This is a genomic window from Enterobacter sp. MGH 37 (genome assembly GCF_000534515.1).
GTDB lineage: Bacteria > Pseudomonadota > Gammaproteobacteria > Enterobacterales > Enterobacteriaceae > Enterobacter > Enterobacter kobei.
The window spans coordinates 164,915-188,663 of sequence record NZ_KI973206.1; the positions used below are offsets into that span (position 1 = coordinate 164,915).

Consider the following 23,749-nt stretch of genomic DNA (forward strand, 5'->3'; position numbering starts at 1 on the left):
CCCCGCCGGATGGTCATGCTCCATCGGTGCTTTGCGCGCTAATCGCCGCCATAAACCGTTCGGTAATTTGCTGTGGACGGGTGATCGCGCCACCGACGACGACCGTGTGCGCACCCAGCGCCAGGCACCGGGCCGCGCGTTCAGGCGTATCCACGTTCCCTTCGGCAACCACGGGAACCGTCACGGCTGCCAGCACGGCCTTCAGGAACGCGCAGTCGTTCTCCGGAAGCGAATGGCCTGCCGTTTCCGCCGTATAGCCGTAAAGCGTCGTGCCGACGCAGTCAAAGCCCAGCGCCTGCGCCGTCACGGCTTCGTCCACGGTGGAAATATCCGCCATCAGCAGTACCGAGGGGTAGCGCGAGCGGATGCGCATGACCAGCGTTTCCAGGGATTCCCCACCGGGACGCTCCCTGGCCGTGGCATCAAGGGCTATGATTTCCGGAGAGACGGCCATGAGCTCATCCACCTCTTTCATCGTGGCGGTGATAAACACTTCGCTTTCCGGGTAATCCCGTTTGATGATGCCGATGACAGGCAAAGAGACCTGCTGCTTAATGGCCTCGATATCCACCACGCTGTTGGCACGAATGGCAGCGGCCCCGCCCTGCGCCGCCGCCAGCGCCATCCGCGACATAATAAACGGGCTATGCAGCGGTTCATTCTCCAGCGCCTGACAGGAGACGACCAGTTTTCCCTTCAGGTTATCCAGTACAGTTTTCATTACGATAAAATCTCTTCCACTTCGTTTTTGATAATGGTGACGTGCGGGCCATAAATGACCTGAACCCCGTTACCGCGCACGATAACGCCGCGCGCGCCGGTCGCTTTCAGCGCCGCGTCATCCACCTTGCTGCCGTCTTTGACCGTGACGCGAAGGCGCGTGGCGCAGCAGTCCACCTCGTCCAGATTGTCTTTTCCACCTAATCCGGCGATCACCGCCGCAGCGCGCTCGCTTTGCGGCAGACTCACTTCATCAACCATCGCCGTCTTTTCACGGCCCGGCGTGGCGAAATCAAAACGGTTAATCAGGTAGCGGAAGGTGAAGTAGTAAAGGAAGAACCACGGCACGCCGACCAGCGGAACGAACATCCAGTTGGTTTTGGCCTCCCCCTGCAAAATACCGAACAGCACGAAGTCGATAAAACCGCCGGAGAAGGTTTGCCCGATGGTGATATGCAGCATGTGTGCAAGCATGAACGCCAGCCCGTCAAACAGCGCATGGATGACGTAAAGCACCGGCGCAATAAACAGGAAGGAGAACTCGATGGGCTCGGTAATGCCCGTCAGGAAAGAGGTTAACGCCGCAGAGAGCAGCAGCCCGGCAACGCGCTTTTTGTTCTCGGGTTTTGCCGTGTGGTACATCGCCAGACACGCGCCGAGCAGGCCAAACATCATCGTAATAAAGCGCCCAGACATGAAGCGCGACGTACCTTCATAAAACTGACGCGTCGTCGGGTCAGCCAGCTGGGCGAAGAAGATACGCTGCGTACCCTCCACCAGATGACCATTGACGATCTCGCTGCCGCCAAGGGCCGTGGTCCAGAACGGAAGATAGAAGATGTGGTGCAACCCGAACGGGCCCAGCATGCGTAAAATGAAGCCGTACAGCAGGGTGCCCAGATAACCGGTGGCGTCTACCAGCCCGCCCAGACCAAAGATCAGTTTCTGGAAATGCGGCCAGACCACGGTCATCAGCGCGCCGACGAGTATCGCCGCCAGCGAGCTGATAATCGGGACAAAGCGCGAGCCGCCAAAGAAGCCCAGGAACTGCGGAAGGGCAATTTTATTAAACCGGTGATGCAACGCGCAGGTCACGAGACCAATCACTACGCCGCCAAATACACCCGTTTCCAGCGTCTGAATCCCCAGCGTCATCCCCTGCCCCACGGCCCCCGGGTTTTCCTGCGCCAGTTTGCCGGTGAGGATCAGCAGCGCGTTGATGGTGGCGTTCATCACCAGAAACGCCAGTAACGCCGCCAGCCCTGCCGTGCCTTTATCACTTTTTGCCAGCCCAACGGCCACCCCAACCGCAAACAGCACCGAGAGGTTCGCAAATACGATGGAACCTGCACTGCTCATGATGGTGAAAACCGCCTGCAGCCAGCCCACATCTAAAAACGGATAGGCCGTTAGCGTATTGGGATTCGACAACGCGCCGCCTATCCCAAGCAGCAGACCCGCCGCAGGCAACACGGCGATGGGCAACATAAACGATTTGCCGAAGCGCTGCGCTTTTTCAAACCATCCCCCCGAAGAGGCTCCACTGAACATTTGCATCATTTTTTCATCCCCTCATTTATTGATGAAAATTTTTACCATATAAATATTTAATAGTGAAAATTATCATCAAAAACCAGGAGACCGATCATACTTTTTCAAAATGACTGGCATCTTTCCCCTGCTTTCCGTCACACTAGTCACAGAGAAACGCATTAAGGACCTGGCATGTCGGACCATGAAAATCTGCTGCTGAAGCTCCGCCAGGAGGCTTCCGGGTACAGCCCAACACAACAAAAACTCGGCGAGTTTGTCCTCAGCGATCCCGCCCGAGTGCTCTACCTGACGATCACGGAACTGGCGCGCGAGAGTCACACCAGCGAGGCCAGCGTGACGCGTCTTTGCCGGACGCTGGGCTGCAAGGGCTATAACGAATTCAAAATGGCGCTGGCGCTGGATATTCAGCAGGGTCAGCCCGCGCGAGAGGCCGGGGATGAAATTGATAACGTGGTGGATGAGTCAATCCTGGCTCTGCAGGATACCGCCAGGCTCCTGGACCGGGCGCTGCTTGAAAAAGCCGCACTGGCACTGCATCAGGCGCAATCCGTGCAGATCTATGGCGTCGCGGCCAGCGCAATCCTCGGTGAGTATCTGCATTACAAGTTATTAAGGCTGGGTAAACCCGCACAGTTATTTAGCGACATGCACCGCGCAGCCATGAATGCGGCAACGCTCTCGGCTGAAACGCTGGTCGTGGCTATCTCCAGTTCCGGTTCTACGCGGGATTTACTTCATGTGGTGAAACTGGCCCGCAAGCGCGGCGTAAAGGTTCTGGCGCTCAGCAACACGCCACGTAGCCCGCTGGCTTCCCTGAGTGATATGCAACTGGTAGCCGCCAAGCCAGAAGGCCCGCTTAGCGCTGGCGCGCTCAATGCAAAGGTGGGTGTCATGCTGCTGGTCGAATTGCTGACCACCTCTCTTATTACGCTGGACAACCATTACGCGGATGTTAGCCAGCAAACAGCCAGCGCTACGCTTCCTTTGCTGCTCTGAAAATATTACGCAGGCTACATAAACTAGCCTGCTTTTAAGTTACTCAATTTCCCTTAAGCAAAATTTAATTTATTTTCCAGAGAAATGTTTGGTGTAACAAAATATTTTATTTATTACATTTTCAATGCTGTAACCACCCTATCCCCGAAGCATAAAAATCAATACAAATCATAAAGTTGAAATATAATTATTTATAAATTGAATTTTTCACCTTTCCGCAATGTCCAATATCTCCACCTGATTTCCTTTCCTTAAAATAAGCTTAAGACGCAGCCTGTTTCGGCGATTTATTATTTAAATGCCGTTTACTTTTGCGCGCCTACAATCCGCCTCATCAATCATAATGAGACGGTATGAATGAAGATGTTATTGATTACAGGCGTGACCGGTTTCCTGGGCGGTGCAGTACTTGAAAAAATTCTGACGAGCGATCAATCCGTGAAACTCCTTTTGCTTGCCCGCGCCGGCGATCCGCAAAGCGGGCTGGAGCGCGTGCAGGAGAACATGCGTAAGTTCAACGTTTCTGAGGAGAAACTGGCTTCCCTGAGCGTGGAGAATATTCTCATTGGCGACCTCAGCCAGCCGGAGGCCTTTCTGAACGATCCGCGACTGAACCAGGTCACGCATGTGGTTAACTGCGCGGCTGTCGCCTCATTTGGAAACAACCCGCTTATCTGGAAGGTAAACGTCGACGGTACCCTTGCGCTGGCACGCCGCATGGAACAGGTCACTGGACTGCAGCGTTTCCTGCACGTAGGCACAGCAATGTCATGCACCCCGGAGCAGGATTCACTGGTCGCGGAAAGTGCTGAATTCAGAGAAAATGCTGAACATCTGGTGGAATACACTTATTCGAAGTCAACCATTGAAAAGCTGATGCGTCAGGAGTGCCCGGACCTGCCGCTGCTTATCGCCCGCCCCTCCATCGTCGTCGGCCATACCCGTCACGGCTGCACGCCGTCGAGCAGCATCTTCTGGGTCTTCAGTATGGGCCTGATGCTGCAAAAGTTTATGTGTTCAATGGAAGACCGGATCGACGTAGTGCCGGTGGATTATTGCGCCGACGCGCTGTTAATGCTGCTCGGCAGCAACGCGCGTCCGGGTGAGGTGGTGCATATTTCTGCCGGGGAAGAAAACAGCGTTCGCTTTGCAGACATCGATCAGGCGATGGCGCAGGCGCTGGAGAAAGCGCCCGTCGGTGATAAATATGCGCAGGTCAGCTACGAAACGCTGGTCAGAATGCGCCGCGAGCTGAAAACGATTTTTGGTCCATGCAACGAACGCCTGATGCTGAGAGCGATGCGCTTATACGGCGCCTTTGCCACGCTGAACGTGCGCTTCAGCAACGATAAGCTGCTCAGCATGGGAATGCCGAAACCCCCGCGTTTTACGGATTATATCGCCCGCTGCGTCCAGACTACCCGGGGATTGACCATCCCGGAGCAAATGGCGGTCGATTTTAAATAGCCAAAAAAAATGCCAGTCTTTCGACTGGCATTTTCATTTAAGGCTTAAGCAATTATGCCTGGCCTTTGATCTCTTTACGACCGTTGTATGGTGCTTTTTCGCCCAGCGCTTCTTCGATACGAATCAGCTGGTTGTATTTAGCAACACGGTCAGAACGGCTCATAGAACCGGTTTTGATCTGGCCTGCAGCGGTACCCACTGCCAGGTCAGCAATGGTTGCATCTTCAGTTTCACCAGAACGGTGAGAGATGACAGCGGTGTAGCCAGCGTCTTTCGCCATTTTGATCGCAGCCAGGGTTTCGGTCAGAGAACCGATCTGGTTGAATTTGATCAGGATGGAGTTAACGATGCCTTTCTCGATGCCTTCTTTCAGGATCTTGGTGTTGGTTACGAACAGATCGTCACCAACCAGCTGGATTTTGTCGCCCAGTACTTTGGTCTGGTATGCGAAACCATCCCAGTCAGACTCGTCCAGACCGTCTTCGATAGAGACGATTGGGTACTGTTTGGTCAGGTCTTCCAGGAAGTGAGTGAACTCTTCGGAGGTGAACGCTTTGTTGCCTTCGCCAGCCAGAACGTATTTACCGTCTTTGTAGAATTCAGATGCTGCACAGTCCATCGCCAGGGTGATGTCTTTGCCCAGCTCGTAGCCAGCAGCTTTTACTGCTTCTGCGATAACAGCCAGAGCTTCTGCGTTAGAACCCAGGTTTGGCGCATAGCCACCTTCGTCACCTACAGCCGTGTTCATACCTTTAGCTTTCAGAACTTTAGCCAGGTTGTGGAACACTTCAGAACCCATACGTACCGCTTCTTTCAGGGATTTCGCGCCAACTGGCTGAATCATGAATTCCTGAATATCAACGTTGTTGTCTGCGTGCTCACCACCGTTGATGATGTTCATCATTGGTACAGGCATGGAGTATTTGCCTGGGGTGCCGTTCAGTTCAGCGATGTGCTCGAACAGTGGCATACCTTTAGCAGCCGCTGCTGCTTTGGCGTTCGCCAGGGAAACCGCCAGGATTGCGTTCGCACCGAAGTTAGATTTGTTTTCAGTACCGTCCAGATCGATCATGATCTTGTCGATGCCAGCCTGGTCTTTAGCGTCTTTGCCAATGATGGCCTGAGCAATAGGACCGTTTACAGCGCCAACCGCTTTCAGTACGCCTTTGCCCATGAAACGGGATTTGTCGCCATCGCGCAGTTCCAGCGCTTCGCGGGAACCCGTAGAAGCACCTGATGGAGCAGCTGCCATACCGACGAAACCACCTTCCAGATGAACTTCAGCTTCAACGGTCGGGTTACCACGGGAGTCGATGATTTCACGACCGATGACTTTAACGATTTTGGACATTAGATTTTCCTCAGTACAAGTTAAACTAAAACTCCAGACAAACAACGCGTACCAAAGGTACGCGTTGCCGTTCTAACTTTTTTTACTTCGCCTGACGCTTCTGGTACTCGCTGGCGGCTTTCACGAAGCCTGCAAACAGCGGATGCCCGTCACGCGGCGTTGAAGTAAATTCCGGGTGGAACTGGCAGGCAACAAACCATGGATGGTTTGGCACTTCAATGATCTCGACTAACTGATCATCCCCGGAGCGGCCCGCAACGCGCAGGCCCGCAGCTTCAATTTGTTTCAACAGCATGTTGTTGACTTCATAGCGGTGACGATGGCGCTCGGTGATGACCGATTCGCCATACAGCTTGCGAACCACGCTATCGTCGGACAGCTGGCAGGCCTGTGCGCCAAGACGCATTGTGCCACCCAGATCGCTCTTCTCGGTACGGACTTCGACGTTACCGTCTTCGTCGCGCCATTCCGTAATCAGCGCCACTACAGGGTACTTACAGTCTGGCACAAATTCCGTAGAGTTCGCGTTTTCCATTCCCGCTACGTTGCGCGCAAATTCGATCAGCGCAACCTGCATACCCAGGCAGATGCCGAGGTAAGGAATATTGTTTTCACGCGCATAGCGTGCAGTGGCGATCTTGCCTTCAACACCGCGGTAGCCAAAGCCGCCAGGGATGAGAATCGCATCCAGATCTTTCAGAATTTCCACGCCACGCGTTTCAACATCCTGCGAATCAATCAGCTTGATGTTCACGGAGACGCGGTTCTTCAGACCACCGTGTTTCAGCGCTTCGATAACTGACTTATAGGCATCCGGCAGTTCAATGTACTTGCCGACCATACCGATAGTCACTTCGCCCGCCGGATTGGCTTCTTCATAGATAACCTGTTCCCATTCAGACAGGTTAGCTTCCGGACAGTTCAAGCTGAATCGTTTACAAATATAATCGTCCAGGCCCTGCGATTTCAACAGGCCCGGGATTTTATAAATGGAATCGACATCTTTCATTGAAATAACGGCTTTTTCAGGCACGTTACAGAACAATGCAATTTTCGCACGTTCGTTCGCCGGGATAGCGCGATCGGAACGGCAAACCAGGATGTCAGGCTGAATACCGATGGAGAGCAGCTCTTTAACAGAGTGCTGAGTCGGTTTGGTTTTCACTTCACCTGCAGCCGCCATGTAAGGCACCAGCGTCAGGTGCATGAACAGCGCATGCTCACGACCAATATCTACCGCCAGCTGACGAATCGCTTCGAGGAACGGCAGGGATTCGATATCCCCTACGGTACCGCCGATTTCAACCAGCACAACGTCATGCCCTTCGCCACCGGCAAGGACACGCTCTTTGATGGCGTTAGTGATGTGTGGGATAACCTGAACGGTCGCGCCCAGGTAGTCACCGCGGCGCTCTTTACGCAGAACGTCGGAGTAGATGCGGCCAGTCGTAAAGTTGTTACGACGGGTCATTTTGGTACGAATGAAACGCTCGTAGTGGCCAAGATCCAGATCGGTTTCAGCGCCGTCTTCAGTAACGAACACTTCCCCGTGTTGGGTTGGGCTCATGGTGCCAGGATCGACGTTGATGTACGGATCCAGTTTCATCATGGTCACATTGAGGCCACGGGCTTCAAGAATGGCTGCGAGGGAGGCTGCGGCAATGCCTTTACCCAGAGAGGATACGACCCCGCCGGTCACAAAAATATAGTTCGTTGTCATGCTGAACCTGAGAAGTTAGGGTGAAACGATGGAATAACCAGGACGGGAAAGTAGTATACCCGAACACGGCGAGCGCCACAAACTTTCATTCTCCGTCTCCATTCCAGGCCATGACAAACATAAGGAGTGAGAAAATAGCCCCTTTTGGGTAAATGTTTTTGACGCAAATCAAGCGCTTGTCATTTAAAAAATCACACAAATTGCGCTTGATCGCAAAATTCCGTTAGAGATCAGATTCCTGGCGTTTTACTTCCTGCCAGACTTCTTCCATCGCCTGGAGGTCAATTCCGGTCATTTCCAGGCCGCGCGAGGCGACAATCCGCTCCACTTCACGAAAACGACGTTCGAATTTCAGATTGGCTTTTTGCAATGCGGTTTCCGCTTTTACACCTAAATGGCGCGAAAGGTTGACGGTCGCAAACAACAGATCGCCCATCTCTTCCTCAAGCTTTGCTTCATCCACCACCGCCTGCTGCGCTTCGTGCATAACCTCGTCGATCTCTTCATGCACTTTATCCAGCACCGGCCCCAGAGAGTCCCAGTCAAAACCGACGGCGGAACAACGCTTTTGAATTTTATGCGCGCGCATCAGCGCAGGCAGACTCAGAGGAATATCGTCCAGCGCCGAATGCTGGGATTTTTCAGCACGCTCGGCGCTTTTAATCTGCTCCCAGCGGGCCAGTACTTCCGCGCTGTTGCCTGCGGTGGCATCGCCAAAGATATGCGGGTGACGGCGCTCAAGCTTGTCGCTGATAGCGGCGCAGATATCATCAAAGTTAAAGCGCCCTTCTTCCTGCGCCATCTGGGCGTAGAACACCACCTGGAACAGCAGGTCGCCGAGTTCACCACGCAGGTCGTCAAAATCCTCGCGAGAAATGGCGTCCAGCACCTCGTAGGTCTCTTCAAGCGTGTACGGGGCGATGGTGGAGAAAGTCTGCTCTTTGTCCCACGGGCAGCCGTTTTCCGGATCGCGCAGGCGTTTCATGATGCCGAGCAGGCGGTCGATTTGAGTCATAGTGTTTTCCATTAAAAAACAAGCCGGGTGGCGGCAAAGCCTTACCCGGCCTACAGAAGAGTGTATTTACCCGCCGTGCAGACGACGCGCGTCAATCACATCCGGCACCTGGTTCAGTTTGCCGAGCACGCGACCCAGCACCTGCAGGTTGTAGATTTCGATGGTCATATCGATGGTGGCAAGCTGCTCGCGGGTATCGCTGCGGCTGGCAACACCCAGCACGTTGACCTTCTCGTTGGCGAGAATGGTGGTGATATCGCGCAGCAGGCCGCTGCGGTCATTGGCGGTAACACGCACCACCAGCGAGTAGCCGGCGGAGTAGCTCTCCCCCCAGACCGCTTCCACGATGCGCTCCGGCGCATGGGACTGCAGCTCGGCAAGCTGGTCACAGTCGGAACGGTGGATCGAGATCCCGCGCCCCTGGGTGATAAAACCGACGATGTCGTCGCCCGGAATTGGCTGACAGCAGCGGGCAATGTGGTGCATCAGATTGCCCACTCCCTCGACCACTACGCGGCCATTATCTTTACTGCGCTGCTGCGGGGCGTAGGTTTTCTGCTGCAGCTGCTTCAGCGCCGCCGCGTCCTGCTCTTCCGCGCTTGGCTTATTGAACTGCGCCTGCAGGAAGTTAACCATCTGATTGAGACGAATATCGCCGCCGCCAATTGCCGCTAACAGTTCGTCAAGCTCGTTGAAGTTGTAGCGCGGCAGCAGGAATTTCTCGGCCTCTTTCAGGCTGATCCCGATATGTTCCAGTTCGTCGTCAAGGATCTGACGACCGGCAAGGATATTTTTGTCTCGATCCTGCTTGCGGAACCAGGCGTGAATTTTTGAGCGTCCGCGGCTGGTGGTGACGTACCCCAGGTTCGGATTAAGCCAGTCCCGGCTCGGGTTAGGCTGCTTCTGGGTGATGATTTCAATCTGATCGCCCATCTGCAACTGGTAAGTGAACGGGACGATGCGCCCGCCGATTTTCGCCCCGATACAGCGGTGCCCCACGTCACTGTGGATGTGGTAGGCAAAATCAAGCGGCGTTGAACCGGCTGGCAGGTCGACCACATCCCCTTTCGGGGTAAAGACGTAGACCCGATCGTCAAAGACCTGGCTGCGGACTTCGTCGAGCATTTCGCCCGAGTCGGCCATCTCTTCCTGCCACGCAATCAGCTTGCGCAGCCAGGCGATGCGATCCTCGTGACCAGAACGCGCCCCGCCCGACGTTCCCTCTTTGTATTTCCAGTGCGCGGCAACGCCCAGCTCGGCATCTTCGTGCATCTGTTTGGTGCGGATCTGAATTTCGACCGTTTTGCCGCCAGGGCCAAGCACCACGGTGTGAATGGACTGATAACCGTTAGGTTTAGGGTTAGCCACATAGTCATCAAACTCATCCGGCAGATGGCGGAAGTGAGTGTGGACGATCCCCAGCGCGGCGTAGCAGTCCTGCAGACGTTCCGCCACGATACGTACGGCACGCACGTCAAACAGCTCGTCAAAGGCGAGGTGTTTCTTCTGCATTTTGCGCCAGATGCTGTAGATGTGCTTAGGTCGCCCGTAGACTTCGGCGCGCACGTTCTCTTCTTTCATCGCCTGGCGCAAGCCGCCGACGAACTCCTCGATATAGTGCTCACGGTCGATGCGGCGTTCATGCAGAAGTTTGGCAATGCGCTTATATTCCGCCGGGTGCAGATAACGGAAGCAGTAATCTTCCAGCTCCCATTTGAGCTGACCGATACCTAGCCGGTTCGCCAGCGGCGCATAGATGTTTGTACACTCTTTGGCGGCCAGCACGCGCTCGTCTTCCGGCGCATCCTTCACCTCACGCAGGTGGGCAATACGCTCGGCCAGTTTGATGACCACACAGCGGAAATCATCCACCATGGCCAGCAGCATCCGGCGGACGTTATCGACCTGCTCAGAGGAGACGGAATCGGTGTGCGCGGCTTTAAGCTGGCGGATAGCCGCCATATCGCGCACGCCGTGGATCAGCGCGACGACGGATTTTCCGACGCTCTCACGCAGCACGTCTTCCGTCACGACGTTCGCATCGGCGAGAGGAAACAGCAACGCGGCCTGCAGCGTTTCAATATCCATGTTCAGCATGGATAAGATTTCAACCATCTCCACGCCGCGCCACAAAAGGAGATCGGCATCCGGATGACCCTGTGTGGTGCGAAGACAGTAGGCCCAGGTTTCGGTTAAGCGTTCACACGACTGCTGGCTGGAAATTCCCAGACTTGCGATCCATTTTTGTGGGTCAAACTCCCCAGCTTTATTGAGATGTGCACTTCTTACCGCAACCATTGTCCTCTCCTTTAGGGACCAGGGCCTGTCGAAGTCGACAAGCCAAACAAATTAGATGTGCTCGAACAACACCATCGATTCCAGATGCCCAGTGTGCGGGAACATGTCCAGCATTGCCAGACGCTGAATTTGGTAACCCGCGCTGATTAATACCTCACTGTCACGGGCAAGCGTTGCCGGGTTACAGGAAACATAGACCACACGCTTCGGGGCAAGTTTAATCACATGCGCCATGACGCCCGGGGCACCGGCGCGCGCCGGGTCGAGCAGGATTTTGTCAAATCCCTGCTGTGCCCACGGCTGTTGCGTCACATCTTCCTCAAGATTTTGATGAAAGAATGTCACATTTTGCAAGCCGTTCTGTTGTGCGTTCTCCTGCCCTTTAGCCACCAGCGCTTCAACGCCTTCCACACCGACGACGCTTGCTGCTTTTCGCGCCAGCGGCAGCGTGAAGTTGCCCATGCCGCAGAACAGATCGAGCACCCGATCGGTGGGCTGTATATCAAGCCACGCCAGCGCTTTCTCAACCATCTGCTGGTTTACGCCATCATTTACCTGAATGAAATCCCGCGGGCTAAACGTTAAGCGTAGCCCGTTTGACGCATACCAGGGCGCATCACCGGTAACCTGTTCAAGTATCTCGCTTTGTGGAGCAAGGAAAAGCGCCAGGTCGTGGGAATGCGAAAAGCGTTCCAGTTTTTCGCGATCTTTTTTCGATAATGGCGCGGTGTGGCGCAACACCATCAGCGGGCCATTATTGGCCATGACCAGTTCGACATGCCCAAGATGGCGAACGCCGTCCAGTCCTGAGAGGCAAGTGCGCACGTGCGGAAGCAATGCTTCAAGATGGGGCACCAAAACAGGGCACTGCTTCACATCAACAATATCGCTGGAGGCCGCTTTGCGAAAACCCATCTCCAGCCGCGCCGTTTTGGGCTGATAGCTCAGACTCAGACGCGCGCGGCGACGGTAGCCCCAGGGCTGATCAGCAATAACTTCGTTCACGTCGTGCTTCAGCAGACGCGCCAGGGCGCGGCTTTTGCTTTTTTGCTGTAATTCTGTGCTCGCATGCTGTTGCTGGCAGCCTCCGCAAACGCCAAAATGCGGACAGCGTGGCGCAACGCGCGCCGGGCTATCGTTGAGGCGACGCTTCACCTGTCCGCGCGCGTACTGGCGTTTGTCTTCCGTCAGCGTAATTTCTGCTCGTTCTGTTGGCAGCAAACCTGTTATAAACAGAGTCTTACCATTGTGATGAGCCACCCCCTGACCAAACGGGTCAAGGTCTGTGGCTTCAACAGTAATGATTTGACGCGTCGTCACGCGTCGTTTTGCAGAGTAGAATTGCGCCATCGCCGAGATTTTTCTCACATAAACATAATTATCTTAATTGTCCCATAACGGAACGCCATGACCAACTACAGCCTGCGCGCGCGCATGATGATTTTGATCCTCGCCCCCACCGTTCTCATCGGTTTGCTGCTGAGTATCTTCTTTGTGGTGCACCGCTATAACGATTTGCAGCGACAGCTGGAGGATGCAGGCGCCAGCATCATCGAACCGCTCGCCGTCTCAAGCGAGTACGGGATGAACCTGCAAAACCGCGAATCCATTGGGCAGTTAATCAGCGTGCTCCACCGACGCCACTCGGACATCGTACGCGCCATTTCCGTCTACGACGAACATAACCGCCTGTTTGTCACCTCGAATTTTCATCTCGATCCGGCGGCCCTGAAAATCCCGGACGGTACACCTTTCCCGCGCCATCTCACCGTACTGCGGCGCGGCGATATCATGATCCTGCGCACGCCGATCGTGTCGGAAAGTTATTCCCCCGACGAGTCTGCGCAATCTGACGCCAAATCCAGCAATAACATGCTGGGATACGTGGCGCTGGAGCTGGATCTCAAGTCAGTCCGGCTCCAGCAGTACAAAGAGATTTTTATCTCTGGCGTGATGATGCTGTTCTGTATTGGTATTGCACTGATCTTCGGCTGGCGCCTGATGCGCGACGTAACGGGCCCCATCCGCAATATGGTCAATACTGTTGACCGCATCCGCCGGGGACAGCTCGACAGCCGCGTAGAAGGTTTTATGCTGGGCGAGCTGGATATGCTGAAAAACGGCATCAACTCGATGGCCATGTCGCTGGCGGCCTATCACGAAGAGATGCAGCATAACGTTGACCAGGCGACGTCTGACCTGCGCGAAACGCTGGAGCAGATGGAGATCCAGAACGTTGAGCTGGATCTGGCGAAAAAGCGCGCCCAGGAAGCGGCGCGGATTAAATCTGAATTCCTTGCCAATATGTCGCACGAGCTGCGTACACCGCTCAATGGGGTGATCGGCTTTACCCGCCTGACGCTGAAAAGCGAGCTTAACCCGACGCAGCGCGATCATCTGCACACCATTGAACGTTCGGCCAACAGCCTGCTGGCGATCATTAACGACGTGCTGGACTTCTCCAAGCTGGAGGCGGGCAAGCTTATTCTGGAGAGCATACCGTTCCCGCTGCGCGGTACGCTCGATGAAGTGGTCACGCTGCTCGCCCACTCGTCACACGACAAAGGCCTTGAACTGACGCTTAACATCAAAAACGACGTGCCGGATAACGTCATCGGCGATCCTCTGCGCCTTCAGCAGGTCATTACCAATCTTGTTGGCAACGCCATTAAATTCACCGAAAGCGGCAACATCGACATTCTGGTAGAAAAACGCGCGCTCAGTAACAACAAGGTACAAATTGAGGTTCAGATCCGCGATACCGGGATTGGTATTCCCGAGCGCGATCAGTCGCGTCTGTTCCAGGCGTTCCGCCAGGCGGATGCCAGTATCTCCCGTCGTCATGGCGGTACCGGTCTGGGGCTGGTGATTACGCAGAGGCTGGTAAACGAGATGGGCGGCGATATCTCTTTCCACAGCCAGCCAAACCGCGGTTCAACCTTCTGGTTCCACATTAACCTGGATCTCAATCCGAACGCGTTGACCGACGGTCCGGTGACGGGCTGCCTGAAAGGTAAGCGTCTGGCCTACGTCGAGCCTAACGCGGCGGCCGCGCAGTGCACGCTGGATATTTTAAGCACCACCCCCCTGGAGGTAGTCTACAGCCCTACCTTCTCGGCGCTTGCCGTTGAGCACTACGACATTCTACTGATGGGTATTCCGGTGACGTTCACCGGCGAGCTGACCATGCAGCAGGAGCGGCTGGCGAAAGCCGCGTCGATGACCGACTATCTGCTGCTGGCGCTGCCCTGCCACGCTCAGATAAACGCGGAAGAGTTGAAAAACGACGGGGCAGCCGCGTGTCTGCTTAAACCCCTCACCGCCACCCGCCTGCTGCCCGCCCTCACGGAGTATTGCCGTCTTAGCCAGCATGCCCTTCCGCTGATTAACGATGAGCAAAAACTGCCGATGAGCGTGATGGCAGTTGATGACAACCCGGCAAACCTGAAGCTCATTGGCGTGTTGCTGGAAGATCAGGTTCAGCATGTGGAGCTGTGCACCAGCGGCACGCAGGCCGTTGAACAAGCCAAACAGATGCAGTTCGATTTAATTCTGATGGATATTCAGATGCCGGGCATGGATGGCATTCGGGCCTGTGAGTTGATCCACCAGCTGCCACATCAGCAGCAAACACCGGTGATTGCGGTCACCGCGCATGCGATGGCCGGTCAGAAAGAGAAGTTACTGCGCGCCGGGATGAATGATTATCTGGCGAAACCTATCGACGAAGAGAAGCTTCATAACCTGCTGTTACGCTATAAGCCGGGACATATTGGCGGAAGCTACACGGTTTCCAGCGAGCCGGTTGAGGTCGCCGTCAATCAAAACGCAACCTTTGACTGGCAGCTTGCGCTGCGTCAGGCGGCAGGTAAACCCGATTTAGCCCGCGAGATGCTGCAAATGCTGGTCGCGTTTCTGCCGGAGATTCGTAATAAAGTTGAAGAACAGCTTGTGGGGGAACACCCGGATGAACTGCTGGAAGCCATCCACAAGCTTCACGGCAGCTGCGGCTATAGCGGCGTACCGCGGCTTAAAAATCTCTGCCAGCTGCTGGAGCAGCAACTGCGCGCAGGTACGCCAGAATCGGAGCTGGAACCCGAGTTTCTGGAGCTGCTGGATGAAATGGATAACGTGACGCGTGAAGCGATGAAGGTATTGGGGAGCTGAGATAAAAGCCCGGTGGCGGCTTCGCCTTACCGGGCCTACGATTGCGGGTGCGGCCTGATGCCCTCTCCCACGGGGAGAGGGAGAACTACATTCCCTGCCCCACTTTCAGCACCGCCGCGATATTTCTGGCGGTCATCTGTACATTCGCGCTGGCATTTTCCAGCGCATCTTCCAGCGAGCAGATGGTGTAAATCACGCTAAACACCGCATCAATGCCGTGATCGTGAACCACGCCAACATCCGCCGTCAGACTGCCCGCAATCCCGATAACGGGTTTGTTAAAGCGTTTCGCGACCTTCGCTACCCCCACCGGGACTTTGCCGTGGATCGTCTGGCTGTCGATGCGGCCTTCGCCGGTGATAACCAAATCTGCATCGGCCACCTGGTCGGCCAGGTGCAGCGCATCGGTTACAATCTCAATGCCCTGGCGCAACTGTGCGCCGCAAAAAGCGTACAGCGCCGCGCCCATTCCCCCCGCCGCACCACCGCCAGCAAGGTTTAGCACATCCATATCCAGATCCCGGGCAATAATCCGCGCATAATGAGCAAGCGCATTGTCCAGGGTAATGATCATCTCTGGCGTGGCCCCCTTTTGCGGGCCAAATACGGCTGACGCGCCATCCTTTCCAACCAGAGGATTGGTCACGTCGCAGGCGACCTCAATCCGGCACTCGGCCAGACGCGTGTCCAGGCCACTCAGGTCGATACGCGCGAGTTTTCCCAGCTCGCCTCCGCCCTGCCCCAGCGGCTGTTCACTGGCGTCGAGCAGCTTCGCCCCCAGCGCCTGCATCATCCCGGCCCCGCCGTCATTGGTGGCGCTGCCGCCGATACCGATGATGATATGCTTAACGCCCGCATCCAGCGCGTGACGGATAAGTTCACCTGTGCCCCATGAGGTCGTTTTCAGGGGATCGCGCTGCGAAGGCGCAACCAGTTCCAGACCGCTTGCCGCCGCCATTTCAATAAAGGCGCTCTGTTCGTCACCCGAAATCCCGTAAAATCCTTCCACCCGCTCGCCGAGGGGACCGGTCACCGGGACATGTACCCTTCGCCCCTGCGTTGCCGCGATCATCGCCTCAACGGTGCCTTCTCCCCCATCCGCGACCGGCAGTTTGACGTAAACCGCCTCGGGAAAGATCTCGCGAAAACCGCGCTCTATCGCTGTCGCAACCTCAAGCGCACTCAAACTTTCCTTATACGAGTCCGGTGCGATAACAATTTTCATAAGCCATCCTTACGCATAGTCGTTACGTTAAGCATACACCACGTAAAGAACCGCCAATGGGAGCGGTCCCAGTGCGTTTATCGTACCATGCACGGACGTTTATTGTCGAATGTCCAGTCGGGGATCAGATACTGCATCGCCATCGCGTCGTCCCGCGCGCCCAGACCGTGTTTCTGATAAAGCTCGTGCGCTTTCATCACCTGGTCCATATCGAGCTCAATGCCCAATCCCGGCGTTGAAGGCACCTGCACCATGCCACCTTTTATCTCAAACGGCGCTTTGGTCAGACGCTGATTCCCCTCCTGCCAGATCCAGTGGGTGTCGATAGCGGTAATGGTGCCCGGTGCGGCGGCGGCAACGTGGGTGAACATTGCCAGCGACACGTCGAAGTGGTTATTAGAATGCGATCCCCAGGTCAGGCCAAACTCATGGCACATCTGCGCCACGCGGACCGAGCCCTGCATCGTCCAGAAGTGCGGGTCAGCCAGCGGAATATCGACGGATTGTAATGACAGGGTATGCCCCATCTGACGCCAGTCGGTGGCAATCATATTGGTCGCGGTCGGCAGCCCTGTTGCGCGACGGAATTCCGCCATCACTTCGCGGCCCGAGAAACCTTGCTCGGCCCCGCAGGGATCCTCGGCATACGCCAGCACACCTTTGAGCTGTTTACCTATTTTGATCGCTTCATCAAGCGACCATGCACCGTTTGGATCAAGCGTCACGCGCGCCTGTGGGAAGCGTTTTGCCAGCGCGGAAATGGCCTCTGCCTCTTCTTCACCCGCCAGCACGCCGCCTTTCAGTTTGAAATCATTGAAGCCATATTTTTCGTATGCCGCTTCCGCCAGCCTCACCACCGCATCCGGGGTCATCGCCTCTTCATGGCGCAGCCGGTACCAGTCGCATGCTTCCTTCGTCTGGCTTTGGTACGGCAGCGGCGTCAGTGTGCGATTGCCGACAAAGAACAGATAGCCAAGCATTTCTACTTCTGAACGCTGCTGCCCCTCCCCCAGCAGCGAGGCGACGTTAACGCCCAGGTGCTGGCCCAGCAAATCCAGCATTGCGGCTTCAATCCCGGTCACCACGTGGATGGTGGTTCGCAGATCGAAGGTTTGCAGCCCCCTGCCACCCGCATCGCGGTCGGCAAAGGTGTTGCGCACGGTGTTGAGGACATTTTTGTACTCACCCAGCGTTTTGCCCACCACTAGCGGAATGGCATCCTCCAGCGTTTTACGGATCTTCTCCCCGCCTGGAATTTCACCCACACCGGTATGGCCGGCATTGTCTTTGATAATGACAATATTGCGGGTAAAGAACGGTGCATGTGCCCCGCTCAGGTTCATCAGCATGCTGTCATGACCCGCGACCGGAATGATTTGCATGGAAGTGACGACAGGGGTCGTAAAAGTACTCATCGTGTAATCCTTTTATCAGTGACGTCCAAAAACAGGGCGCTTACGGTCAAATGTCCAGCCGGGAATAAGGTATTGCATCGGGCCTGCGTCATTACGCGCACCGCACGGTAGCTTTTTATACGCCTCGTGGGCTTTATGAAGCTGATCCCAGTCAAGCTCCACGCCCAGGCCCGGCGCATCGGGTACAGCAATCTTGCCATTTTTGATTTCCAGCGGATTTTTCGTCAGGCGGGCTTCGCCTTCCTGCCAAATCCAGTGGGTGTCGATAGCGGTCGGGTTTCCCGGTGCCGCGGCGCCAACGTGGGTGAACATCGCCAGCGAAATGTCGAAGTGATTGTTGGAGTGGCAGCCCCAGGTCAGTCCCCAGTCATCGCACAGTTGCGCCACACGCACCGCGCCGGAGAGCGTCCAGAAGTGCGGGTCCGCCAGCGGAATATCGACGGCGTTCAGCATCACCGCATGACCCATTTCGCGCCAGTTAGCGGCAATCATATTGGTGGCGACCGGTAAGCCCGTGGCACGTCGGAATTCGGCCATGACTTCACGGCCAGAGAAGCCCTGCTCCGCGCCACACGGGTCTTCTGCGTAGGTCAGCACGTCTCCCAGACCTTTGCACAGGCTGATGGCTTCCTCCAGCAGCCAGGCGCCGTTAGGGTCAACGGTGATACGCGCCTCCGGGAAACGTTTTTTCAACGCCCGGGCGGTTTCAATCTCCTGCTCACCGGGCAGCACGCCACCCTTGAGCTTGAAATCTTTGAAGCCGTAGCGATCCTGAGCCGCCTCGGCCAGGCGGACCACCGCGTCGCGGGTAAGGGCTTGCTGGTGGCGCAGCTGATACCAGTCGTGGTTACCCGGTGATTGCGCCAGATAGGGGAGATCGGTTTTCGTGCGATCGCCCACGTAGAACAGATAGCCCAGCACGGTGACGGCATCACGCTGTTTGCCCGGCCCCAGCAGCTCGCAGACCGGGACATTCAGCGCCTTACCCAGTAAATCAAGCAGGGCGGCCTCCAGCGCGGCCACCGCGTTGACGCGCAGCTCAAACGTCCAGGCTCCTTTACCGAAGGTATCAAAATCTGCCGACTGATTGCCCTTATGCACCCGTTGAACCACCTTGTTCAGGCGGGCAACCTCCTGGCCCACCACCTGCGGAATTGCATCGACCAGGGTCTGGTAGATCACCTCCCCGCCAGGCGCCTCACCCACGCCAGTATTTCCTGCGCTATCAGTCAACACCACGATATTGCGGGTAAACCACGCATTGTGCGCGCCGCCAATATTGAGCAGCATGCTGTCCTGCCCGGCCACGGGAATAACGTTCATTTCAGTCACGATGGGGCTTGATTGCGTTGTCATCAGCCACGCTCCACTACGGGTTTGAGTTCAATACGTTTGATATCCCCCACCAGCACCAGGTAACTCAGGACTGCCACCAGCGCATGCACGCCGACGTAGATCAGTGCACCGTTGAATGAGCCCGTCGTACCAACGATGTAGCCAATCGCGATTGGCGTAACAATCCCGGAAATGTTGCCAAACATGTTGAAAAGACCGCCGCTCAGGCCGCTGATCTCTTTTGGCGCGGTATCCGCCATCACCGCCCAGCCCAGCGCGCCAATGCCTTTGCCGAAGAAGGCCATCGCCATAAAGCCGATAACCATCCACTCGGCGCTGACGTAGTTGCAGAACACCATAGTCATGGAGAGCAGCATGCCGAGCACAATCGGCGTTTTACGCGCGATGTTCAGCGATCCGGTGCGGCGCATCAGCCAGTCGGATATCACCCCGCCGAGCACGCCACCGATAAAGCCGCAGATCGCCGGGACCGAAGCAACAAATCCCGCTTTCAGGATCGACATCCCTCGCGCCTGCACCAGATACACCGGGAACCAGGTGATGAAAAAGTAGGTTAGCGCGTTGATACAGTACTGGCCCAGATAGATGCCGATCATCATCCGCGTACCGACAAGCTGTTTGATCTGCGCCCATTTCTGGCTGAACGGGACTTTTACTTTCCCGGACTTCTGATCCATGTTGATCAGCGCACCACCTTCCGCAATGTACTCCAGCTCTTTCTTGTTTACGCCAGGATGCTGATTCGGTTCGTGGATCACTTTCAGCCAGACGAAGCTAATGATGATCCCTAGCCCGCCCATAAAGAAGAAGACGTGCGACCAGCCCACTTCGTGCGTCAGCCAGCCCATAATGGGCGCGAAGATCACCGTGGCGAAATATTGGGCGGAGTTAAAAATCGCCACCGCCGTTCCCCTCTCCTGCGCCGGGAACCAGGCCGCGACAATACGACTGTTCCCCGGGAAGGAAGGCGCTTCTGCCAGACCTACCAGGAAGCGCAGCGTAAAGAGCGCGACGATAATGCCAAAACCGTTGAAAACATCGACAAAGCCCTGCAAAAGGGTAAATGCAGACCAGATAAAGATGGACCAGAAATAGACACGTTTAGAGCCAAAACGGTCCAGAAGCCATCCGCCTGGAATTTGCCCGATGACGTAGGCCCATGAGAATGCGGAGAAAACGTAACCCATGCCCACCGGATCAAGGCCGATATCTTTTGCCATTTCAGAGCCGGCAATCGACAGCGTGGCGCGGTCACCATAGTTAAAGGATGTGACGATAAACAGCATCACCACTATCCAGTAGCGGGCATTCGTGCGCTTCTCAGCGCTGCTCGCTGCGTGGCTTAATGTACTCATTGTTGCACTCCTGAAACATAGCTTTCGCCTGGTTCATTCTGTACAGCACCGGTAGGGTAATCAGAATGAGATGTGTTTTGTCGTTTTGGTACGGCCTGAAGCCGTTTTATAAGTGACCGGAAAAGTATATGAAGGAGTGGCACGTTCTCTCACCGTGCAAAAACACAGTATTAAAGGGTGTGCGAGCGGTTGTTTATGGCATAAGCCCAGGCAAGTGGAAGGTGGTTCACGGAATTGAGGTTTGGTGCGGGGTGTATTGCCGGGTGGCGGCTTCGCCTGACCCGGCCTGGAAAACTATTTCAGGAGCGTAGCCCACTGCTCGACCCACGGGTTCGATTCGCTTTCCGGTTCAGGATGCTCACCGGCATCAATCAGAAGCATCTCGCCGACGCGCTGGGCGCTCTGTTCCTGCAGGAGCGCATCAAACTGCTTGCCGCCGCCGCAGAAGTTTGCGTAAGAGCTGTCGCCCAGGGCAATGATGCCGTAGCGAACGTCCGGCTGATAGCCAAGCTGGTCTTTAATGCCCTGGAAAAGTGGCACGATGCTGTCCGGCAGATCGCCCTGCCCGGTAGTGGACGTCACCACCAGAATGTATTTATCTTTGTACTTTTCCCAGTCTGCCAGTTCCGGGTCTTCATAGACCGTGGCTTTATGGCCCTGGCTTGCCAGAATCGCCTCAGCCTCTTCCGCTACCAGCAGTGAGTTGCCGTACATAGTGCCGACAAAAATGCCTACTTCAGCCATGATATTTTTCCCTATGAATGCGTTTACTGTTCATCCTGAACGTTGCCAGATACAAACTCAACCCTTTCATTTTCGGGGAGTTGCCCCAGCCAGCCAAACTGTGACAGCGCCTGCATCCAGACATCGTCCAGCCCTGCACGGATATTCAGCGGTTCGCCGGTAAACGGGTGGGTCAGGCTAAGCTCGCTGGCGTGTAACATCAGTCGGTTACAGCCAAAATGCTCGGCCGCGCTGCGATTCTGGCGCAGATCGCCGTGCTTGCTGTCGCCAATAATCGGGTGGCGCAGGTGCGCAAGATGGCGTCGCAGCTGGTGTTTACGCCCGGTTTTGGGCAAAAGCTCAACCAGGCTGTAGCGCGTAGTGGGGAATTTGCTGGTTGCCACCGGCATTTCCGTGGTCGCCATGCCGCGATAATCCGTCACGGCAGGCTGCGGGCCTTTGTCATCGCGGGCAAATTTATCGGCGATTTTATCCAGCTCCTCTACCAGCGGATAGTCGAGCGTGGCGGCGTCCGTCAGCCAGCCGCGCACGATCGCGTGGTAGCGTTTCTGGATCTGGTGCTGTTCGAACTGCTGAGACAGCAGACGTCCCGCCTCGCTGGAAAGCCCCATCAGCAGCACGCCGGAGGTCGGTCTGTCGAGACGATGGGCGGTAAAAACATGCTGACCAATCTGGTCGCGTACGGTCTGCATCACGACCACTTTCTCGTCGCGATCCAGCCAGCTGCGGTGCACCAGCCAGCCAGACGGTTTATTCACCGCCACCAGCCACTCGTCCTGATAGAGGATCTCAAGCGTCATGCATCTTCACCGGCAAACAGGGCATCCAGTTTTTCCAGCTCAACCAGCATGACCGAGCGCGCAGGGTGCGTCGCCTCAAGGGCCATTTCATAATAGGGAGACACCGCAAACGCCTGCGGCAGCGGATGACCGCCTTCCAGCAGCGCGTGCATGCGCGGAATTAACACCCACTGGAGCCACTCGAACGGGGCCAGGGTATCCAGACAAAATGGCTGGGTGCTGGCGAACGCTTCCGGCTGCGGCGCGGTCTCTTGCCACAGCTGATGTTGGCGCAAAAGGGCTTCGATGGCGTGCAACTGAGCACGAATGCTATCGTGTTGCGTCATGGTAACCTCAACTGAAAAAGTGAACGGCGCGCAGCATAGCATTGCGGGAGGCAGAAATAAAAAAAGGGAGCACTGTAAAAACAGTGCTCCCGGTTCGTTCCGCAGCATTCCAGCTACAATTCGTGCTCCCTGCTCATCCGTGACAACTTTTCCTGATGCCCGAAGGGCTGGTCATCCGTCTACCTTTCGCATCCTGCACACATCTTCCTGACGTGCTTGTTTCATCCTGAAACGTCCTGGCCTTCCTGACCCACCGACCGTCCTGTTCGGCTCTCGTTCTCCTTCCTGGAGGTGTCCCTTACGCGTCCTGCGTTATCCCTTTGCTTCATCCAGAAGCCTTCATGCAGCGTCATCCTGACGTGTCCTGAGTAAGAAACGCCATCATCCTGATGTTCGTTTCTCGTGTCGGCGTCCTGTCGACAGAGATAGAATCCGCTATTCCGCTTCGTCTTACAACCCACCAGGGGAGCGTTGTAAGACGTAAGAAAGCCCTATAAAAGCTGCGATAAACAGCTAATCCATTGAAAAACAGCGTGATATTAATCTTAATTAAATGAGGTAATACTGAATGTTCCAGCGATCTCTCACAAACCTTGTAAGAGATCTCTCACACGCGCTGTAGCATTATGGATTACAGAAGAGGCTCAAGTCGGGTAAGGAAATCCGCAAGTGAAGGGGCGAGGGTCTCGCGATTGCGGGTGCCGATGGTCTCTTTAATCACTTTGCCAGACAGGTTACAGACGGAAATCACATCCAGGTCACTGTCGAGCGTAGCAATAAAGAGCGTCGGAGAAAGCTTAAGGCGTTTTTGCGTGACCAGATGACCAATCAGGTTTTCCTGAACACGCTGCAGATCGTCTTCGCTCCAGGTCTGCAACAGCGTCAGCGTCAAATCACCCAAGCGAGCGGGCATATCCCCTGCAAATTGCGTGACATAAAACGCGTGAACCGCTGGTTGTACCACAATCTCCATAGCCCGTTCAACCGCATTTACATTTTGCCCGGCGTTACTCGGCTTCGGCTGCCAGATAACATAATCATCCTGAGAAGAGATAATGCACGGTGACGGTACGCCATATAATTCAGCACTTTGCGGCCACGTTCCATGCTTTTCATGCCACGCATCGCAATAGCGGGTCGTGAAGGTAGTAAGGGCATTTGCAGTTTCGATGTCCACCGATTTCTCTCTTCTTGTAAGACAGGATAAACTCAGCCCATAAGTGTACCTGTAAAGTGGCTA

Annotated in this window: 18 protein-coding genes; 3 read left to right on the forward strand and 15 right to left on the reverse strand. The window is 55.5% G+C overall.

Annotation, left to right across the window (positions count from 1 at the left end; genetic code table 11):
- Positions 1-13: 13 nt before the first annotated feature.
- Complete coding sequence (locus L383_RS10270; protein WP_023331196.1) at positions 14-721, reverse strand: N-acetylmannosamine-6-phosphate 2-epimerase; 708 nt, start codon at positions 719-721, stop codon at positions 14-16.
- Positions 721-2,280: a maltose/glucose-specific PTS transporter subunit IIC gene (locus L383_RS10265; protein WP_014885042.1), complete on the reverse strand. Its 1,560-nt coding sequence runs from the start codon at positions 2,278-2,280 to the stop codon at positions 721-723. Before L383_RS10265 ends, L383_RS10270 begins: the two co-directional genes overlap by 1 nt.
- A 165-nt stretch (positions 2,281-2,445) precedes the next feature.
- On the opposite strand from L383_RS10265, the gene L383_RS10260 reads away from it, so the two are divergent.
- Positions 2,446-3,270, forward strand: coding sequence for a MurR/RpiR family transcriptional regulator (locus L383_RS10260; RefSeq protein ID WP_023331197.1), 825 nt, complete (start codon positions 2,446-2,448; stop codon positions 3,268-3,270).
- Between the two features lie 357 nt (positions 3,271-3,627).
- Positions 3,628-4,737 carry an SDR family oxidoreductase gene (locus L383_RS10255; RefSeq protein ID WP_023331198.1) on the forward strand — a complete coding sequence of 370 codons (1,110 nt, stop codon included), beginning with the start codon at positions 3,628-3,630 and terminating at the stop codon, positions 4,735-4,737.
- A 52-nt stretch (positions 4,738-4,789) separates the two neighbouring features.
- On the opposite strand, the gene eno is transcribed toward L383_RS10255, so the two are convergent.
- The 5 genes from eno to rlmD form a co-directional block, all read right to left on the reverse strand.
- Positions 4,790-6,088, reverse strand: coding sequence for a phosphopyruvate hydratase (gene eno, locus L383_RS10250; RefSeq protein ID WP_014885045.1), 1,299 nt, complete (start codon positions 6,086-6,088; stop codon positions 4,790-4,792).
- Between the two features lie 82 nt (positions 6,089-6,170).
- Positions 6,171-7,808 carry a glutamine hydrolyzing CTP synthase gene (gene pyrG, locus L383_RS10245; RefSeq protein ID WP_014885046.1) on the reverse strand — a complete coding sequence of 546 codons (1,638 nt, stop codon included), beginning with the start codon at positions 7,806-7,808 and terminating at the stop codon, positions 6,171-6,173.
- Between the two features lie 223 nt (positions 7,809-8,031).
- Positions 8,032-8,823 (reverse strand): nucleoside triphosphate pyrophosphohydrolase, encoded by a 792-nt coding sequence (gene mazG, locus L383_RS10240; protein WP_014885047.1) that lies wholly within the window; start codon positions 8,821-8,823, stop codon positions 8,032-8,034.
- Between the two features lie 66 nt (positions 8,824-8,889).
- Positions 8,890-11,121 (reverse strand): GTP diphosphokinase, encoded by a 2,232-nt coding sequence (gene relA, locus L383_RS10235; RefSeq protein WP_014885048.1) that lies wholly within the window; start codon positions 11,119-11,121, stop codon positions 8,890-8,892.
- 51 nt (positions 11,122-11,172) lie between these two features.
- Positions 11,173-12,471, reverse strand: coding sequence for a 23S rRNA (uracil(1939)-C(5))-methyltransferase RlmD (gene rlmD, locus L383_RS10230; protein WP_023331199.1), 1,299 nt, complete (start codon positions 12,469-12,471; stop codon positions 11,173-11,175).
- A 57-nt stretch (positions 12,472-12,528) separates the two neighbouring features.
- On the opposite strand from rlmD, the gene barA reads away from it, so the two are divergent.
- Positions 12,529-15,288 (forward strand): two-component sensor histidine kinase BarA, encoded by a 2,760-nt coding sequence (gene barA, locus L383_RS10225; protein WP_023331200.1) that lies wholly within the window; start codon positions 12,529-12,531, stop codon positions 15,286-15,288.
- A gap of 85 nt (positions 15,289-15,373) precedes the next feature.
- Here the strand turns inward: barA and L383_RS10220 are convergent, their stop codons facing one another.
- From L383_RS10220 to syd, 8 genes are all read right to left on the reverse strand, one after another.
- Positions 15,374-16,513 (reverse strand): glycerate kinase, encoded by a 1,140-nt coding sequence (locus L383_RS10220; protein WP_014885051.1) that lies wholly within the window; start codon positions 16,511-16,513, stop codon positions 15,374-15,376.
- A gap of 77 nt (positions 16,514-16,590) precedes the next feature.
- A complete protein-coding gene (gene gudD / locus L383_RS10215; RefSeq protein WP_023331201.1) occupies positions 16,591-17,928 on the reverse strand; it encodes a glucarate dehydratase in 1,338 nt (445 codons plus the stop codon).
- Positions 17,929-17,943: 15 nt separating this feature from the next.
- A complete protein-coding gene (locus tag L383_RS10210) occupies positions 17,944-19,284 on the reverse strand; it encodes an enolase C-terminal domain-like protein (protein WP_023331202.1) in 1,341 nt (446 codons plus the stop codon).
- Positions 19,284-20,639 carry an MFS transporter gene (locus L383_RS10205; RefSeq protein ID WP_023331203.1) on the reverse strand — a complete coding sequence of 452 codons (1,356 nt, stop codon included), beginning with the start codon at positions 20,637-20,639 and terminating at the stop codon, positions 19,284-19,286. The genes L383_RS10210 and L383_RS10205 overlap by 1 nt, the downstream gene beginning before the upstream one ends.
- 294 nt (positions 20,640-20,933) lie before the next feature.
- Entirely contained in the window at positions 20,934-21,383 is a 450-nt protein-coding gene (locus tag L383_RS10200) for a flavodoxin (RefSeq protein WP_023331204.1), read from the reverse strand.
- A gap of 23 nt (positions 21,384-21,406) precedes the next feature.
- A complete protein-coding gene (truC, locus tag L383_RS10195) occupies positions 21,407-22,183 on the reverse strand; it encodes a tRNA pseudouridine(65) synthase TruC (protein ID WP_023331205.1) in 777 nt (258 codons plus the stop codon).
- Complete coding sequence (locus L383_RS10190; protein WP_023331206.1) at positions 22,180-22,509, reverse strand: YqcC family protein; 330 nt, start codon at positions 22,507-22,509, stop codon at positions 22,180-22,182. The genes truC and L383_RS10190 overlap by 4 nt, the downstream gene beginning before the upstream one ends.
- A 631-nt stretch (positions 22,510-23,140) precedes the next feature.
- The gene (syd, locus tag L383_RS10185; RefSeq protein WP_023331207.1) at positions 23,141-23,686 is read right to left on the reverse strand and encodes a SecY-interacting protein; all 546 of its coding nucleotides are present in this window, start codon (positions 23,684-23,686) and stop codon (positions 23,141-23,143) included.
- Positions 23,687-23,749 lie beyond the last annotated feature (63 nt).

Coding starts and splice junctions, on each gene's coding strand:
- L383_RS10260 (WP_023331197.1), top strand. CDS start 2,446: ATGTCGGACCATGAAAATCTGCTGCTGAAGCTCCGCCAGGAGGCTTCC.
- L383_RS10265 (WP_014885042.1), bottom strand. CDS start 2,280: ATGATGCAAATGTTCAGTGGAGCCTCTTCGGGGGGATGGTTTGAAAAA.
- L383_RS10190 (WP_023331206.1), bottom strand. CDS start 22,509: ATGACGCAACACGATAGCATTCGTGCTCAGTTGCACGCCATCGAAGCC.
- L383_RS10205 (WP_023331203.1), bottom strand. CDS start 20,639: ATGAGTACATTAAGCCACGCAGCGAGCAGCGCTGAGAAGCGCACGAAT.
- rlmD (WP_023331199.1), bottom strand. CDS start 12,471: ATGGCGCAATTCTACTCTGCAAAACGACGCGTGACGACGCGTCAAATC.
- L383_RS10200 (WP_023331204.1), bottom strand. CDS start 21,383: ATGGCTGAAGTAGGCATTTTTGTCGGCACTATGTACGGCAACTCACTG.
- gudD (WP_023331201.1), bottom strand. CDS start 17,928: ATGAGTACTTTTACGACCCCTGTCGTCACTTCCATGCAAATCATTCCG.
- barA (WP_023331200.1), top strand. CDS start 12,529: ATGACCAACTACAGCCTGCGCGCGCGCATGATGATTTTGATCCTCGCC.
- L383_RS10210 (WP_023331202.1), bottom strand. CDS start 19,284: ATGACAACGCAATCAAGCCCCATCGTGACTGAAATGAACGTTATTCCC.
- eno (WP_014885045.1), bottom strand. CDS start 6,088: ATGTCCAAAATCGTTAAAGTCATCGGTCGTGAAATCATCGACTCCCGT.
- L383_RS10255 (WP_023331198.1), top strand. CDS start 3,628: ATGAAGATGTTATTGATTACAGGCGTGACCGGTTTCCTGGGCGGTGCA.
- mazG (WP_014885047.1), bottom strand. CDS start 8,823: ATGACTCAAATCGACCGCCTGCTCGGCATCATGAAACGCCTGCGCGAT.
- pyrG (WP_014885046.1), bottom strand. CDS start 7,808: ATGACAACGAACTATATTTTTGTGACCGGCGGGGTCGTATCCTCTCTG.
- relA (WP_014885048.1), bottom strand. CDS start 11,121: ATGGTTGCGGTAAGAAGTGCACATCTCAATAAAGCTGGGGAGTTTGAC.
- truC (WP_023331205.1), bottom strand. CDS start 22,183: ATGACGCTTGAGATCCTCTATCAGGACGAGTGGCTGGTGGCGGTGAAT.
- L383_RS10220 (WP_014885051.1), bottom strand. CDS start 16,513: ATGAAAATTGTTATCGCACCGGACTCGTATAAGGAAAGTTTGAGTGCG.
- L383_RS10270 (WP_023331196.1), bottom strand. CDS start 721: ATGAAAACTGTACTGGATAACCTGAAGGGAAAACTGGTCGTCTCCTGT.